The sequence below is a fragment of the Roseateles agri genome, assembly GCF_034043675.1.
In the GTDB taxonomy this organism is placed as follows: Bacteria; Pseudomonadota; Gammaproteobacteria; order Burkholderiales; family Burkholderiaceae_C; genus KK5.
This window is the reverse complement of the sequence record NZ_JAXCLA010000004.1, coordinates 453,503-468,890: the sequence shown is the minus strand read 5'-3', so window position 1 is coordinate 468,890 and position 15,388 is coordinate 453,503. Positions and strand designations below refer to the sequence as shown.

Here is a 15,388-nt window from a genome sequence, read left to right as displayed (position 1 = left end):
ATCATGTCGAGGCGGCGGGTAGGGCGGGCGAGCGGGCGGCTTGGCGCGCGGCTTTGGCGGCCTTGTTCTTGCGGCGGCGCTCCAGGCGCAGGCGGTCCATCACCACGAAGACGACCGGCGTCGTGTACAGCGTCAGGAGCTGCGACAGGATCAGGCCGCCGACGATCGCGATGCCCAGCGGCTGGCGCAGCTCGGCGCCGTCGCCGCTGCCGAGGGCCAGCGGCACCGCGCCGAAGATCGCGGCCACCGTGGTCATCAGGATCGGCCGCACCCGCAGATTGGCCGCACGGTAGATCGCCGCGCCGGGGCTGGTGCCGTGGCGCTCCCGCGAGATGGCGAAGTCGATCATCATGATCGCGTTCTTCTTGACGATGCCGATCAGCAGGATCACGCCGATCAGCGCAATGATCGAGAACTCGGTGTTGAACAGCATCAGCGCCAGCAGCGCGCCGACGCCGGCGGAGGGCAGGGTGGAGAGGATCGTCACCGGATGCACGAGGCTCTCGTACAGCATGCCCAGCACCAGGTAGATCGTGACGATGGCCGCCAGGATCAGGATCGGCTGCGAGGACAGCGACTGCTGGAACGCATTGGCCGTGCCCGCGAACACGCCGCGCACCGAGACCGGCACGCCCAGCTCGGCCATCGCGTTGTTGATCGCGTCGGTGGCCTGCGACAGCGAGACGCCTTCCGGCAGGTTGAAGCTGATCGTCGAAGCCGGCGCGCCGCCCTGGTGGTTCACCGACAGCGCCGTGTTGGTCGTCTCCACCCGCGCGAACGAGGCCAGCGGCACCTGCGTGCCGTTCGGGCCCAGCACGTACAGGCCCTTCAGCGACTCGGGGCCGGTGAGGTACTGCGGCGCCAGCTCCATCACGACTCTGTACTGGTTCAGCGGGTTGTAGATCACGCCGACCTGGCGCTGGCCGTAGGCGTTGTTCAAGGTCGTGTCGATCGTGCTGATGCTGACGCCCAGGCGTGCTGCGGCGTCGCGGTCGATCACCAGCGTGGTCTGCACGCCCTTGTCTTCCTGGTCGGTGTTGACGTCGGTCAGCTCGTTCAGGTTGGACAGCGCGTTGCGCACGCGCGGCTCCCAGGTGCGCAGGTCGTTCAGGTCGTCGGCCTGCAGCGTGAACTGATACTGCGCGTTGGCCTGGCGGCCGCCGATGCGGATGTCCTGCACCGGCACCAGGAACAGGTTGGCGCCGGCCTCGTGGGCGAGCTTGTCGCGCAGCCGGTTGACGACGGCGGTGGCGGACACCTTGCGCTCCTCCAGCGGCTTCAAGGTCACGTAGAAGTTGGCCGAATTGCTGCGGCCGCCACCCGTGAAGCCGTTGACGTTGTCCACCGCCGGGTCGGCCTTGATGATGGACATGAAGCGGTCGACCCGGGCGCGCATCATCTGGAAGGAGCTGCCCTGGTCGGCCTGCGCGCCGCCGACGATGACGCCGGTGTCCTGCTGCGGGAAGAAGGTCTTGGGGATCACCGAGTACAGATGCACGTTCAGCACCACCACGCCGACCAGGATCACCAGCGCCACCGGCTGGTGCCGCAGGGTCCAGATGAGCGACTTGCGGTAGCCGCGCAGGATCAGCTTGGGCAGCGCATCGAACCAGCGCACCCACTTCGACTTCGTCCGCCGCGGCGCATGCTGCTTCAGCAAGGTGGCGGCCATCATCGGCGTGGTCGTCAGCGAGACGACCATCGAGACCAGGATTGCCGCCGACAGCACGACGGCGAACTCGCGGAACAGCCGGCCGACGACGCCGCCCATCATCAGGATCGGGATGAACACCGCTATCAGCGAGAGGCTGATCGAGACGACCGTGAAGCCGATCTCGCGGGCGCCTTTCAGCGCGGCGTCGACCGGCTTCATGCCCTGCTCCATGTAGCGGGTGATGTTCTCCAGCACGACGATCGCATCGTCGACGACGAAGCCGGTCGCCACCGTCAGCGCCATCGCCGAGAGGTTGTCCAGCGAGTAGCCGCACAGGTACATCACGCCGAAGGTGCCGGCCAGGCTCACCGGCACGGCCACCGCCGGCAGCAGGGTCGCACGCCAGGAGCGCAGGAACAGCAGCACGACGAGGATCACCAGGCCCACCGAGATCGCCATCGCGCGCTCGACCTCGCGCAGCGAGGCTCGGATCGTCGGCGTGCGGTCGCTGACCACCTGCATCGCAATGGCCGGCGGGATCTGCGCCTGCAGGCGCGGCAGGATCTCGCGCACGCGCTCGACCGTCTCGATGATGTTTGCGCCCGGCTCCTTCTGCAGGAACATCAGGATCGCCGCCTTGCCGTTGGTGGCGCCGTAGTTGCGCGTGTCCTGCACGGAATCGACGACGTCGGCCACGTCGCGCAGGCGCACGGCGGCGCCGTTGACGTAGCTGAGCACGACGGGCGCGTACTCGGCCGCGGTGCGCGCCTGGTCGTTGGCGCCGACCTGCCAGTAGCGCGCGCCTTCCTCCAGCACGCCCTTGGGTCGGTTGGCATTGGTGTTGGTGATCGCGGTACGCACCGTGTCCAGCGGAATGCCCTTGGCGGCCAGCTTGTCCGGATTCATCTCCACGCGCACGGCGGGCAGCGCGCCGCCGCCGACGGTGACCTGGCCGATGCCGGCCACCTGCGCCAGCCGCTGCGCCAGCACGGTGGACGCGGCGTCGTACATCTGGCCGCGGGTCAGCGTGTCGGACGTCAGCGCCAGGATCATGATCGGCGCGTCGGCCGGGTTCACCTTGCGGTAGGTCGGGTTGCTGGGCATGCCCGTGGGCAGCAGGGTGCGGGCGGCGTTGATCGCAGCCTGCACGTCGCGGGCGGCGCCGTCGATGTCGCGGCTCAGGTCGAACTGCAGCGTGATGTTGCTGGAGCCCAGCGCCGAGCGCGAGGTGATCTCGTTGACGCCGGCGATGGAGCCGAGCGCGCGCTCCAGCGGCGTGGCGACTGTGGCGGCCATCGTTTCCGGCGCGGCGCCCGGCAACGAGGCCGAGACCGAGATGGTCGGGAAATCCACCTGCGGCAGCGGCGCGATCGGCAGCAGCTGGAAACCCAGCACGCCGGCCAGCGCGACGCCCAGCGTGATCAGCGTCGTCGCGACCGGCCGGGCGATGAAAGGTGCGGAGATGTTCACGTGGCCGCCGCCTCCCGTGCGGCCGCCTTGCGCTCACGCCGCTCGCGCAGCTTGTTCGCCCAGTTCGCGAAGCCGAGGTAGATCACCGGCGTCGTGAACAGGGTCAGCATCTGGCTGACGATCAGCCCGCCGACCATCGTGACGCCCAGCGGGTGGCGCATCTCATGGCCCGCGCCGGTGCCCAGCATCAGCGGCAGGGCGCCCAGCAGCGCGGCCATCGTCGTCATCAGGATCGGGCGGAAGCGCAGGAGCGCGGCCTGGTGGATGGCCTCGCGCGGCGGCTTGTGTTCGTCGCGTTCGGCATCGAGCGCGAAGTCGATCATCATGATCGCGTTCTTCTTGACGATGCCGATCAGGAGCACGATGCCGATGATGCCGACGATGCCCAGCTCCTGCCCCGCCACGATCAGCGCCAGCAGCGCGCCGACGCCGGCCGAGGGCAGGGTCGAGAGGATCGTCACCGGGTGGATGTAGCTCTCGTAGAGCACGCCCAGCACGATGTACATCGTGACCACGGCCGCCAGGATCAGCAGCAGGGTGCTGGACAGCGAGTTGCGGAAGGCCTCGGCCGCGCCCTGGAAGCTGGTCTCCACCGACAGCGGCAGGTCCAGCTTGGCTTCTTCGGCGCGGATCGCGTCGACCGCGTCGCCGAGCGCGTGGCCCTTGCCGAGGTTGAACGAGATCGTCGCGGCCGGGAACTGGGCCACGTGGTTGATCGCCAGCGGCGCCGGCTGCTCCACCAGCTGCGCCACGGCCGAGATCGGCACCTGGACGGTCGTCGTGACGCCGTTGACGACGCTGCTGCCGGGCACGTACAGGTCTTCCAGCGCACGCGGGCCACGGCGGAACTCGGGCGCGGCCTCCAGCACGACGCGGTACTGGCTGCTCTGCGTGTAGATCGTGGAGATCAGGCGCTGGCCGTAGGCGTTGTAGAGGGCGGTGTCGATCGCGGCGATCGTCACGCCCAGCCGGCCGGCGGCCTCGCGGTCGATCTTCAGGAAGGCCTGCAGGCCCTGGTTCTGCAGGTCGCTGGCGACGTCGGCGAGCTGGGGCAGGGTCTTCAGCCGGGCCATCAGCGCATTGGTCGCGGTGGCCAGGTCGTTGGCATCGGGCGAGCTGAGCAGGAACTGGTACTGCGTCTTCGAGACACGGTCCTCGATCGTCAAGTCCTGCACCGGCTGCATGTAGGCGGCGATGCCGGGGATGTTGGCCGTGCGCTCGTTCAGGTGCTGGATGATTTCGCTGGCCGAGGCGCTGCGCTGCGAGAAGGGCTTCAGCGTCAGCTGCATGCGGCCGGTGTTGAGCGTCGCGTTGGCGCCGTCCACGCCGATGAAGGAGGTGAGGTGGTCGACGTCCGGGTCCTGCAGGATCGCGTCGGCCAGCTTCTGCTGGCGCTCGCTCATCGCCTCGAAAGAGGTGTCCTGCGTCGCCTCGGTGATCACCTGCACGAGGCCGGTGTCCTGCACCGGGAAGAAGCCCTTGGGCACGGCGATGTAGAGCACGGCCGTCAGCGCCAATGTGCCCAGGAACACGACCATCGTCAGGAACGAATGGTCCAGCACCCAGTCCAGCGCGCGGCCGTAGCGCTCGATCAGCTTGTCGAAGGCGCGGATGCTCCAGTCGCCGAGCTTGGTGCGCTTGTGGTCCTTCTCGGCCTTGAGCAGGCGGGCACTCATCATCGGCGTCAGGGTCAGCGAGACGACGGCCGAGATCAGGATGGACACGGCCAGCGTGATCGCGAACTCGTGGAACAGCCGGCCGACCACGTCGCCCATGAACAGCAGCGGGATCAGCACGGCGATCAGGCTCACCGTCAGCGAGATGATCGTGAAGCCGATCTGCTTGCTGCCCTTCAGCGCCGCTTCCATCGGCGGGTCGCCCTCCTCGATGAAGCGGGCGATGTTCTCGATCATCACGATCGCGTCGTCGACGACGAAGCCGGTCGAGATCGTCAGCGCCATCAAGGTGAGGTTGTTGATCGAGAAGCCGGCCAGATACATCACGCCGAAGGTGCCGACCAGCGAAAGCGGCACGGCCACGCTGGGGATCAGCGTGGCGCTGCCGCTGTGCAGGAACACGAAGATGACGGCCACCACGAGCGCGATCGCCAGCAGCAGCTCGAGCTGCGTGTCATCGACCGAGGCGCGGATCGTCGTCGTGCGGTCGGCGATCACCTGCACGTCGATCGAGGCGGGCAGCGTGGCCTGCAGCTTGGGCAGCAGCGCCTTGACGCGGTCCACCGTCTCGATCACGTTGGCGCCGGGTTGGCGCTGCACGTTCAGGATCACACCGGGCGTGCGGTCGGACCAGGCGGCCAGGCGCAGGTTCTCGGCGTCGTCGACGATGGTGGCCACGTCCTGCAGGCGCAGCGGGTTGCCGTTCTTCCAGGCGATGACGAGATTCTGGTATTCGGCGGCCGACTTCAGCTGGTCGTTCGCGTCGATGGTGGACGCGCGCTGCGAGCCGTCGAAGCTGCCCTTGGCCTGGTTGACGTTGGCGGCGGCGATGGCCGTGCGCACGTCGTCCAGCGACATGCCCAGCGAGGCCAGCACGGTGGGGTTCGCCTGGATGCGCACGGCAGGGCGGCGCCCGCCGGCGATGCTGACGAGGCCCACGCCGTCGACCTGCGAGAGCTTGGGCGCCAGGCGGTTCTCCACCAGGTCATGGATTTTGATGACCGGCAGCGAGGGCGAGGTGACGGCCACCGTCAGCACCGGCGCGTCGGCCGGGTTGACCTTGCTGTAGACCGGCGGCATCGGCAGGTCGGAGGGCAGCAGGTTGGAGCCGGCGTTGATCGCGGCCTGCACCTCCTGCTCGGCCACGTCCAGCGACAGGCCCAGCGAGAAGCGCAAGGTGATCACCGAGGCGCCGCCCGAGCTGCTGCTGGTCATCTGCGACAGGCCCGGCATCTGGCCGAACTGGCGCTCCAGCGGCGCGGTGACGGTGGTGGAGATCACGTCCGGGCTGGCGCCCGGGTAGAGCGCGGTGACCTGGATGGTCGGATAGTCGACCTCGGGCAGGGCCGAGAGCGGCAGCAGCCGGTAGGCCAGCAGGCCCGCCAGCAGGATCGCCAGCATCAGCAGCGAGGTGGCGACCGGTCGTTCGATGAACGGGCGGGAAGGGTTCAGCGCCATCGGGAGGAGTCCGCGTCAGTTGCCGTTGCCGCTGGCCGCGCGCTCGGCGCGGCGCTTCGCGATCCAGGCCTCGCGTTCCTCGGGGCTCATCTTCATGACCTTCTCCTGCACGTCGGGCGGCAGGCGGTCGAGCCAGCGCGGGCGCTCCTGGGCGTCGGCGGAGGCAGCCTCGGAGGCTGTATGGTGGGCACCGGATGCGGCGCCCGATGCCGCACCACTGGCAGCACCTGCCGCGCCAGCGCCACGGTTGCGGCGGCCGCCGGGCGTTGCGGCGCCGGCGCGCTTCTGCGGATCGGAGGCGATGATCTCGACCTTCGCGCCCTCGCGCAGCCGGTCGACGCCGTCGATCACGACCTTCTCGCCGGCCTCCACCTTGCCGTCGACGGCCATCCAGTCACCATCGACCGGGCCCGGCTTGACGACGCGCGTGGCCACCGAGTTGTCGGCGTTGACAACGTAGACGTAGAAGCCCTGAGAGCCGCGCTGGACGGCGGCGGTGGGCACGGCGAGATGGTTGGCTAGCACGTCGAGCTGCAGCTTGGCGCCGACCGACTGGTTGGGGAACAGTGCGTCGTCCTCGTTGGCGAAGGTGGCCTTCAGCTTGACGGTGTCGGTGGTCGTGTCGATGCTGTTGTCCAAGGTCGCGACGCGGCCGGTGGCGAGGCGTGTCGCGCCGGTGCGGTCCCAGGCCTCGACGGCCAGCGGCTCGTTCGCACGCAGCTTCTTTGTGATCTGCGGCAGCAGGGTCGAGGGCACGGCGAAGACCATCGCGATCGGGTGGTTCTGCGTGATCGTGACGATGCCGTTGGCGTCGCTGGGCGAGACGACGTTGCCGAGGTCGGCCTGCTTCAGGCCGACACGGCCGCTGATCGGCGCGGTGACGCGGGCATAGGAGAGCTGCAGCCGTGCGCTGTCGACGGCGGCCTGATCGAGCTTGATCGTGCCTTCGAGCTGGCGCAGCAGCGCCTCCTGCGTGTCGAGCTGCTGCTTCGGGATCGCGTCCTTGGCGGCGAGATCACGGTAGCGGGCGAGGTCGAGGCGGGCGTTCTCCAGGCTCGCCTTGTCGCGCACCAGTGCACCTTCGGCCTGGCCCAGCGCCGCCTGGAAGGCGCGCGGGTCGATCTGCGCGAGCTGCTGGCCGGCCTTGACCTGCTGGCCTTCCTTGAACTGGATCGATTGCAGCACGCCGCTGACCTGCGCATGCACGATCGCGGTGTTGGACGCGGTGATCGTGCCGATCGCGCTGGCGCTGACGCGGATGTTCTGCTCGCGCACCTGGTCGACCGAGACCGGCTGCGTGCGGTTCGCGCCGCCAGGGCCGCCGCCGGCGAATCGGCGTCCGCCGCCGTTGCCGCCACCCGGCGCGCTTGCCCCGGCACCGGGGCCGCCGTTCGCGTCGCTGGCGGGGCGTGTCTTCCACCAGACCCCCACGCCGCCGGCGATCACCGCCGCGACGAGAAGCCACGGCCAGACCTTGCCCTGTTGACGGCGACGGCGCGGATGGAGCGTTGGGGAGGCGGTGGCTGGCGTCGTGCTGGCTGTGGATTCGGGCGAAGGCGGGAGGCTGGACATGATGGTCTTCGAGTTTTCCTTGTCGCAGGGCGTGAAGAGCGGCGCTGCAAAATCGCCGCCAATTGGATCATCGCAGCTTGGACGATATTGATGGCCGAGGTAAAGAAAACTTAAGGCCGGGGCATTTATCGTGCCGCGTCCGCAAGACCTCGATACAAGGGATTCGGCTTCCTGCTCGATCCGGCCAATACTCCGCCCCTCGCCGCAAGGCTTTCACCTGGAGCATCGACAACATGGGACTTCTGGATCAACTCGCGAACGAGGCGCTGAGCGCGCTGGCCAACCCGGGTAGCGGCCAGAGCGGCGCAGGCCGCGACCCGGCCGCGGCGGCAGCCCATCCGGGGATGATGGATGTGCTCACGGGCCTGCTGGGCGGGCAGGGAGGCCAGGGCGGTGGCCTGGGTGGCCTTGTGGCCATGGCGCAGCAGGCGGGCCTGGGCAACGTCGTCGCCTCGTGGATCGGCACCGGCCAGAACCTGCCGATCTCGGCCGACCAATTGCAGAGCCTGCTCGGCTCGGATCAGGTCGCGGCCATCGCGCAGAAGCTGAGCCTCTCGCCCGACGTCGCGACGCAGATGCTGTCGCAGGTGCTGCCCCATGCGGTGGACCACCTGACGCCGGACGGCCAGGTGCCTCACAACGATCTGGTGGAGCAGGGCCTGGCGATCTTCAGGAGCCTGTCGGCCGGGCGTTGATGCCCTCGGCGCAGATCAGTCGTCGATCTGCCCGTAGGCGGCCTTGCGCTGCGCCGTGTAGTGCCACCACGGCGTGGCCGCCGCACCTTGCATGAAATCGATGGCGGCCATGAAGGTGTCGAGCACGCAGGGGTCCTGCCGCTGGCCGCTGAGCTTGCAGAGCTGCCTGTAGAGCGCCAGCGCGTCGCGGCCCCGCAGGTCGGCCGGCCGCACGATGCCCATGACCCGCAGATCCCCGGCCATCGCGGGGCCGATGTTGGGGATCTGCTCCAGCACCTGGCAGTCGTCCGCGTGGGCCGCCTTCTTCACGCTCAAGAGAACATCTGATTGCGGATCAGGCCCACGGCGAGGCCCTCGACCGCGAAGCTTTCATCGCCCTCGGCAACGAGGATGGGCTCGAAGTCTTCGTTCTCCGGCAGCAGTTCGATGCCCGAGCGGCCGCGCTTGAAGCGCTTCACCGTGACCTCGTCGCCGATGCGCGCGACGACGACCTGCCCGTTGCGGGCTTCGGAGGCCTTGGCGACGGCGAGCAGGTCACCGTCCATGATGCCGATGTCCTTCATGCTCATGCCTTTGACCTTCAGCAGGAAGTCGGGCTTCTTGGCGAACATGCTGGCCTCGACCGTGTAGCTCTGCTCGATGTGCTCCTGCGCCAGGATGGGCTGGCCGGCGGCCACGCGGCCGACCAGCGGCAGGGTCAGCTGGGCTAGGCTCGCCAGCGGCAGCATGAACTGCTGGACCGATTCGCGCGCCCGGCCTCGGGCCTCGTTCAGCGCGCGCAATGTGTCAGACTTCAGCCGGATGCCGCGGGACGTGCCGCCGACCAGCTCGATCACGCCCTTGCGGGCGAGCGCCTGGAGGTGTTCCTCGGCTGCGTTGGCGGAACGGAAGCCGAGCTCGGCGGCGATCTCGGCGCGGGTGGGCGGGGCGCCGGTCTGCTCGATGGCGTCGCGCACCAGATCGAGAATCTGCTGCTGGCGGGCCGTCAGTTTGGGGCTGCTGTCTTCCATGGTGCTCCTGGGTTGGCCGCTGGATATCTGAGTATCTATCCAGTGGCTGTATTTTCATCCAGTTTTGAAGAAAAACAAGCAAGACATGACGCGTGACCTCATCGTTATCCTCGGAACGGGCGGAACCATCGCCGGGACTGCCACGGACGCAGCCGACAACGTCGGCTACACCGCAGCTCAGATCGGCGTCGATCAACTGATCGCTGCTGTGCCGCAACTGGCCTCGCGCCGCCTGGAGCACGAGCAGGTCGCCCAGCTCGACAGCAAGGACATGGACTTCGCCACCTGGCAGCGGATCGCCGAGGCGGCAGCGCGGCACCTGGCGCGGCCGGAGGTGTCAGGTCTTGTCATCACGCACGGCACCGACACCTTGGAGGAAACCGCCTGGTTCCTGCAGCGCGTGCTGGCACCGACGAAGCCGGTGGTGATCACCGCCGCGATGCGGCCGGCCACGGCGCTGCTGAAGGACGGGTCGCAGAACCTGCTCGATGCGGTGACGGTCGCGGCGGACCGCGAGGTGGCGGGCGTCGTGGTTGCCTTCGCTGGCCAGATCCATTCGGCGGAGCAGGTGCGCAAGGTGCACAGCTACAAGGTCAACGCGTTCGCGTCGGCGGAAGGCGCGCAACTGGGCGTGGTGGAGGAGGGGATCGTGCGCTGGTTCGGCCGGTCGGCTCCTGCTGCACAGGCGCTGGGCATGGCACGCATCTCGCGCCCAGCGGCGCAGTGGCCGCGTGTGCAGATCGTGATGAACCACGTCGGCGCGGATGGAGCGATCGTCGACGCGCTACTGGCGCAGGGCGTCGACGGCATCGTCGTCGCCGGCACCGGCAACGGCACGCTGTCAGCGGCGCTGGAGCGTTCGCTGGAAGGCGCCCAGGCTGGCGGTGTGAAGGTGCTGCGCAGCACGCGCTGCGATGCCGGGCCGGTGATGGCGGCCGGCGATCTGCCCAGCGCGGGAGCGCTGAGCCCGGTGAAGTCGAGGATCGAGCTGATCCTCGAGCTTCTCGCTAGGTCTTAGAGGACGTTCAGCGTCACGTCGATGTTGCCGCGGGTGGCGTTCGAGTACGGGCACACCTGGTGCGCGGCCTCGACCAGCGCTTCAGCGGCGCTGCGCTCCATGCCCGGGATCGTGATGTTCAGCGTCGCCTGGATGCCGAAGCCGGCCGGGATCGGGCCGATGCCGATGTCGGCAGTGATCGAGGTGTCGGCCGGCAGGGCGACCTTCTTCTGGCCGGCGACGAACTTCATCGCGCCCAGGAAGCAGGCCGAGTAGCCGGCGGCAAACAGCTGCTCGGGGTTCGTACCTTCGCCGCCGGGGCCGCCCATTTCCTTGGGCACGGTCAGCTTGACCTTGAGGTTGCCGTCGCTCGATTGCGAGGAGCCGTCGCGGCCGCCGGTGGACGTGGCATGGGCGGTGTAGAGAACTTTGTCGAGTGCCATGGTGAGTACCTTTCAGTGAGTGAGGGTCAAACGGTAGGGGACAGGGGCAAGGAGGCGGCCTGGATTTGCGTGCGCAGCTCGTGCAGGCGCCGGGTCAGGGAACTCAGTTCTTCGATGGAGCAGGCGCTGGCGCAGGCGACCTGTTCCGGGATGCCGGCCGCCTTCTTCTTCAGCGCGCGGCCAGTCTTGCTCAGATGGATGTGGACGCGCCGCTCGTCATCGGCGGCACGTTCGCGGGTGATCAGCTCGGCGGCTTCGAGCCGCTTCAAGAGCGGCGTCAGCGTGCCGGAGTCCAGCGACAGCTTCTGTCCCAGCGCCGAGACGCTGATGCCGTCCTGCTCCCACAGCACCAGCATCGCCAGGTATTGCGGATAGGTCAGGCCCAGCGGGTCCAGCAGCGGTTTGTAGAACTTGGTCATCGCCAGCGAACTGGAGTACAAGGCGAAACATAACTGGACATCCAGACGCAGCCATTCCTCGTTCGGCGAGGTCGCGGCTGCGGCGTTTGGCGGAGATGTCTTGCTGCGTTGCATGTCGATAATGTAGAGTGCAATTCAATTGCACACAATTTAAATGGTTATTCGAAAGGGTGAGGACTGAATGGCAATGCTGGCAACGATCCTGGTGGCACTGGTCGCCGCGCTGCACCTGTACTTCCTGGTGCTGGAGATGTTCCTGTGGACGAAGCCGATGGGCTTGAAGACCTTCCGGCTGGATCCGGTGTTCGCGGAGGCGAGCAAGACGCTGGCGGCGAATCAGGGGCTGTACAACGGGTTCCTGGCGGCGGGGCTTGTGTTCGGGTTGGCGCGGGGGGATGTGGCGACGGTGTTGTTCTTCTTGGCCTGCGTGGTCGTCGCGGGTGTTTATGGGGCGGCGACGGTTGGTCGCAAGATCTTGTTTGTGCAGGCGGTGCCGGCTGTCGTGGCGGCTGTTGTTGTTTTGCTTGCCTGGGGGTGAGGCTGGTCTTGTGGGGCGGTGCCGGGTCTCGCCCCGGCGGGCGACTCACTTTCTTGGGCGCCCAAGAAAGTAAGCAAAGAAACCGCCCCTGCTGCGCCGTCCTCCGCTTCGCTACGGATCCCCTGCGATGCTCGAAGCCCGGGGCCGCGCCAAACTCGCTGCGCTACGCTCCGCTCAGACAGACGGCGCGAAGCTGGTTGTGGATGCTCGCTGCGCTCGCGCCCCGGACTCCTGCGCTTCTCGGCGGTGCAGAAGGGGAAATCGATACGGCTCGCTACGCATCGCCGCGGGAGGCGATGCGTAGCGAGCCGACTAGTCTTCGGGCCCCTTGTGCAGCCGCCGAGAAGCACAGCGGCTTGGGACCGTGAGCGCAGCGAACCTCGTGAACTGACTTCGCGCCGTCTGTCTGAGCGGAGCGTAGCGCAGCGAGTTTGGCGCGGGGCCCAAGTCGCGAGCATCGCAGTGCACCCGACCGAAGGGAGGGCGGCGGAAGCAGGGTCGCCTTTCTTTGCTTACTTTCTTTGGCGAAGCAAAGAAAGTGAGTCGCCCGCCGGGGCGAGTCCCGGCACCGTGGCGACAGTCAAGCGCAACAGTTAAGCCCCCTGCATCGCCTCAATCTGCTCACTCAATTCCAACCACCGCTGCTCCGCGGCCTCCAACTCATCATGGATGCCCTTTAACCGTTTGCCCACCTCGACAATCCGCGCCGGCGCGGCCGAACCTGAGGCCAGCTCGCCCTCCAGTGCGCTGCGCTCGTCCGCCAGCTTGTTCAGCTTGAGATCGATCGCCTCCATCTCCTTGCGCATCGGCTTGGTCTGCTCCGCCAGCCGCATGCGAGCCTGCCCGGAAGCCTTGCGGTCTTCGCGGGGAGCGATCGGCGCCGGAGGCGGTGCCGCGACAACGACAACAGCGGGAGCCGGCGCCAAAGAAGCCTTCTTCGCCGCTTCCTTCGCCGCCTTCGCAGCCTCCTTGCTCTGATCGAGCAGCCACTTCTGGTAGTCGTCCAGGTCGCCGTCGAAGGGGCCGACCTTGCCGCCGGTCACCAGCCAGAACTCGTCGCATACCTCACGCAGCAGCGCGCGATCGTGGCTTACCAGCATGACCGTGCCTTCGAACTCGTTCAGCGCCATCGACAGCGCCTCGCGGGTGTTCAGGTCCAGGTGGTTGGTCGGTTCGTCCAGCAGCAGCAGGTTGGGGCGCTGCCACACCAGCATGGCCAGCACCAGACGGGCCTTCTCGCCGCCGGAAAGGCTGCCGACCTGCTGGTTCACCATGTCGCCAACGAAGCGGAACTGGCCCAGGAAGTCGCGCAGTTCCTGCTCGCGGGCGCTGGGGCTGACTTCCTTGGCCAGCCGCACCATGTGCATCAGCGGCCCTTCGTCGGGCCGCAGCACGTCCATCTCCTGCTGGGCGAAGTAGCCGATCGACAGGCCCTTGCCTTCGGTGATCTTGCCGCCCATCGCGCGCTGCATGCGGGCGACCGTTTTCACCAGCGTGGACTTGCCCTGGCCGTTGGCGCCCAGGATGCCGATGCGCTGGCCGGCCAGCACCGAGCGATCGATGCCGCGGACGATGATGTTGTCTTCTCCGTCGACCGTGTAGCCGCAGGCAACCTCGTCGAACATCAGCATCGGGTTCGGCAGGCTCACCGGCTCGCGGAACTCGAACGAGAAGTCGGACGCCGTCAGCACCGGCGCCAGCTTCTCCATCCGCTCCAGCGCCTTCACGCGGCTCTGCGCCTGCTTGGCCTTGCTGGCCTTGGCCTTGAAGCGGTCGATGAACTTCTGCAGGTGAGCCATGCGGTCCTGCTGCTTCTCGAACGCGGCCTGCTGCAGCACCAGGCGTTCGGCGCGCATCGATTCGAAGGCGGTGTAGTTGCCGCCGTAGCGGTGCAGCTTGGCCTCGTCTAGGTGGATCGTCACCTTGGTGATCGCGTCGAGGAATTCGCGGTCGTGGCTGATGATGATCAGCGTGCCTTCGTAGCGTTGCAGCCAGGCTTCGAGCCAGACGAGCGCGTCCAGGTCCAAGTGGTTGGTCGGCTCATCCAGCAGCATCAGCTCGGCCGGGCACATCAGCGCGCGGGCCAGCTGCAGGCGCATGCGCCAGCCGCCCGAGAAGCTGTTGACCGGGGCATCGACCTGCGCGCCCTTGAAGCCCAGGCCCATCAGCAGCGCCTGGGCGCGCGGGCGGGCGTCGAAGGCGCCAGCGTCCATCAGCATGCCGTGGGCGTCGGCCATCGCGTGGCCGTCCTCGGCGGCCTCGGCTTCGGCCAGCGCCTTCTGGGCGGCCATCAGGCGGATGTCGCCTTCCAGCACGAAATCGGTAGCCGGCATGTCCGTCTCGGGCATGTTCTGCGCGACCTCGCCGACGGCCCACTGGCGCGGGATCTCGACGTCGCCTTTGTCGCTCTGCAGGCGGTCGGTCAGCAGGGCGAAGAGGCTGGACTTGCCGGCGCCGTTGCGGCCGACCAGGCCGATCTTCTCGCCCGGCTGCAGGGTGACGGAGGCGTCGTCGAGGACGACCTTGGTGCCGCGGCGCAGCGTGATGTTGCGAAGAGTGATCATGCTTGTTGCAGGGCCTCGGCCGTGACCAGCAGGACCTGGTCCTCGCCGGAAGAAGTGTCCATCCAGGTGACGGGAAGCGTGGGGAAGGCGGCTTCGAAGAAGGCGCGCTCGTTGCCGATCTCCAGCACCAGCACGCCGTGCTCGCTAAGGTGCGCCGGCGCGTCGGCCAGCAACTGGCGGATGAAGTCCATGCCGTCGGCGCCGCCGGCCAGGGCCAGTTCGGGCTCGGCGCGGTACTCGGCCGGCAACTGGTCCATCGAGCCGCTGTTGACGTAGGGCGGGTTGCAGAGGATCAGGTCGTAGCGGCGGCCCGCGGCGGGCTTCAGGCCGTCGCCCTGCAGCAGCGCGATGCGATCCTGCAGTGCGTGACGGTCCACGTTGATGCGCGCCACTTCGAGCGCCTCGGGGCTCAGGTCGATGGCGTCCACCGACACCTCGGGCCAGGCCATCGCCGCCAGCACGGCCAGCGAGCCGTTGCCGGTGCACAGGTCCAGCACCTGCGTCGTCTGCTCGGACAGCCAGGGATCGATGCTGGCATCGGCGATCAGCTCGGCGATGAAGGAGCGCGGCACGATGGCGCGCTCATCCACGTAGAAGGGCACGCCTTGCAACCAGGCTTCCTTCGTCAGGTAGGCGGCGGGCTTGCGCGTGGCGATGCGCTCGCCGACCAGGGCCTCCGCCTTGGCGAGTTGCGCCGGGGTCAGTGCCTGCTGCTCGTGCTCGTCCAGCGAGTCCAGCGGCAGGCCGGCGCTCCATAGCACCAGCCAGGCGGCTTCGTCGAAGGCGTTCGTCGTTCCGTGCCCAAACGAAACGCCCGCTTGGGTCAAGCGGGCGGCCTGGGCTTCGATGCAATCAATCAGTTTCATGGGATCGGTCTTGGCGATCCCGGATT

12 protein-coding genes are annotated in these 15,388 nt (G+C 67.9%); 3 read left to right on the top strand and 9 right to left on the bottom strand.

Features of this window, described 5'->3' with window-relative positions; genetic code table 11:
* Position 1: 1 nt before the first annotated feature.
* From SNE35_RS14095 to SNE35_RS14085, 3 genes are read right to left on the bottom strand one after another with little or no spacing between them, the layout of a single operon-like run.
* Positions 2-3,124 (bottom strand): multidrug efflux RND transporter permease subunit, encoded by a 3,123-nt coding sequence (locus SNE35_RS14095; protein ID WP_320423548.1) that lies wholly within the window; start codon positions 3,122-3,124, stop codon positions 2-4.
* Complete coding sequence (locus SNE35_RS14090; protein WP_320423840.1) at positions 3,121-6,252, bottom strand: MdtB/MuxB family multidrug efflux RND transporter permease subunit; 3,132 nt, start codon at positions 6,250-6,252, stop codon at positions 3,121-3,123. The genes SNE35_RS14095 and SNE35_RS14090 overlap by 4 nt, the downstream gene beginning before the upstream one ends.
* A 21-nt stretch (positions 6,253-6,273) precedes the next feature.
* The gene (locus SNE35_RS14085; RefSeq protein WP_320423547.1) at positions 6,274-7,830 is read right to left on the bottom strand and encodes an MdtA/MuxA family multidrug efflux RND transporter periplasmic adaptor subunit; all 1,557 of its coding nucleotides are present in this window, start codon (positions 7,828-7,830) and stop codon (positions 6,274-6,276) included.
* Between the two features lie 233 nt (positions 7,831-8,063).
* Here SNE35_RS14085 and SNE35_RS14080 point away from each other — a divergent pair, with 233 nt between their 5' ends.
* Positions 8,064-8,525: a YidB family protein gene (locus tag SNE35_RS14080; protein WP_320423546.1), complete on the top strand. Its 462-nt coding sequence runs from the start codon at positions 8,064-8,066 to the stop codon at positions 8,523-8,525.
* A gap of 15 nt (positions 8,526-8,540) precedes the next feature.
* On the opposite strand, the gene SNE35_RS14075 is transcribed toward SNE35_RS14080, so the two are convergent.
* Complete coding sequence (locus tag SNE35_RS14075) at positions 8,541-8,834, bottom strand: helix-hairpin-helix domain-containing protein (protein ID WP_320423839.1); 294 nt, start codon at positions 8,832-8,834, stop codon at positions 8,541-8,543.
* Positions 8,835-8,836: 2 nt separating this feature from the next.
* The gene (gene lexA, locus SNE35_RS14070; protein ID WP_320423545.1) at positions 8,837-9,535 is read right to left on the bottom strand and encodes a transcriptional repressor LexA; all 699 of its coding nucleotides are present in this window, start codon (positions 9,533-9,535) and stop codon (positions 8,837-8,839) included.
* Positions 9,536-9,620: 85 nt separating this feature from the next.
* On the opposite strand from lexA, the gene SNE35_RS14065 reads away from it, so the two are divergent.
* Positions 9,621-10,553 carry an asparaginase gene (locus tag SNE35_RS14065; protein WP_320423544.1) on the top strand — a complete coding sequence of 311 codons (933 nt, stop codon included), beginning with the start codon at positions 9,621-9,623 and terminating at the stop codon, positions 10,551-10,553.
* Here the strand turns inward: SNE35_RS14065 and SNE35_RS14060 are convergent.
* Complete coding sequence (locus tag SNE35_RS14060) at positions 10,550-10,975, bottom strand: organic hydroperoxide resistance protein (protein WP_320423543.1); 426 nt, start codon at positions 10,973-10,975, stop codon at positions 10,550-10,552. The two genes, SNE35_RS14065 and SNE35_RS14060, sit on opposite strands and share 4 nt — an antisense overlap.
* A gap of 26 nt (positions 10,976-11,001) precedes the next feature.
* Positions 11,002-11,508: a MarR family winged helix-turn-helix transcriptional regulator gene (locus SNE35_RS14055; RefSeq protein WP_320423542.1), complete on the bottom strand. Its 507-nt coding sequence runs from the start codon at positions 11,506-11,508 to the stop codon at positions 11,002-11,004.
* 67 nt (positions 11,509-11,575) lie between these two features.
* Here SNE35_RS14055 and SNE35_RS14050 point away from each other — a divergent pair, with 67 nt between their 5' ends.
* A complete protein-coding gene (locus SNE35_RS14050) occupies positions 11,576-11,932 on the top strand; it encodes a DUF1304 domain-containing protein (RefSeq protein ID WP_320423541.1) in 357 nt (118 codons plus the stop codon).
* A 593-nt stretch (positions 11,933-12,525) separates the two neighbouring features.
* Here the strand turns inward: SNE35_RS14050 and SNE35_RS14045 are convergent.
* Together SNE35_RS14045 and prmB are read right to left on the bottom strand one after the other, a co-directional pair.
* On the bottom strand, positions 12,526-14,496 hold the full coding sequence (locus SNE35_RS14045; protein WP_320423540.1) for an ATP-binding cassette domain-containing protein: 1,971 nt from the start codon (positions 14,494-14,496) through the stop codon (positions 12,526-12,528).
* Positions 14,493-15,362, bottom strand: coding sequence for a 50S ribosomal protein L3 N(5)-glutamine methyltransferase (gene prmB / locus SNE35_RS14040; protein ID WP_320423539.1), 870 nt, complete (start codon positions 15,360-15,362; stop codon positions 14,493-14,495). Before prmB ends, SNE35_RS14045 begins: the two co-directional genes overlap by 4 nt.
* Positions 15,363-15,388: the final 26 nt, after the last annotated feature.

Excerpts from the sequence above, each read along its gene's own strand:
- SNE35_RS14045 (WP_320423540.1), bottom strand. The coding sequence starts at position 14,496 with ATGATCACTCTTCGCAACATCACGCTGCGCCGCGGCACCAAGGTCGTC.
- SNE35_RS14085 (WP_320423547.1), bottom strand. The coding sequence starts at position 7,830 with ATGTCCAGCCTCCCGCCTTCGCCCGAATCCACAGCCAGCACGACGCCA.
- SNE35_RS14050 (WP_320423541.1), top strand. The coding sequence starts at position 11,576 with ATGGCAATGCTGGCAACGATCCTGGTGGCACTGGTCGCCGCGCTGCAC.
- SNE35_RS14065 (WP_320423544.1), top strand. The coding sequence starts at position 9,621 with ATGACGCGTGACCTCATCGTTATCCTCGGAACGGGCGGAACCATCGCC.
- SNE35_RS14060 (WP_320423543.1), bottom strand. The coding sequence starts at position 10,975 with ATGGCACTCGACAAAGTTCTCTACACCGCCCATGCCACGTCCACCGGC.
- SNE35_RS14080 (WP_320423546.1), top strand. The coding sequence starts at position 8,064 with ATGGGACTTCTGGATCAACTCGCGAACGAGGCGCTGAGCGCGCTGGCC.
- SNE35_RS14055 (WP_320423542.1), bottom strand. The coding sequence starts at position 11,508 with ATGCAACGCAGCAAGACATCTCCGCCAAACGCCGCAGCCGCGACCTCG.
- lexA (WP_320423545.1), bottom strand. The coding sequence starts at position 9,535 with ATGGAAGACAGCAGCCCCAAACTGACGGCCCGCCAGCAGCAGATTCTC.
- prmB (WP_320423539.1), bottom strand. The coding sequence starts at position 15,362 with ATGAAACTGATTGATTGCATCGAAGCCCAGGCCGCCCGCTTGACCCAA.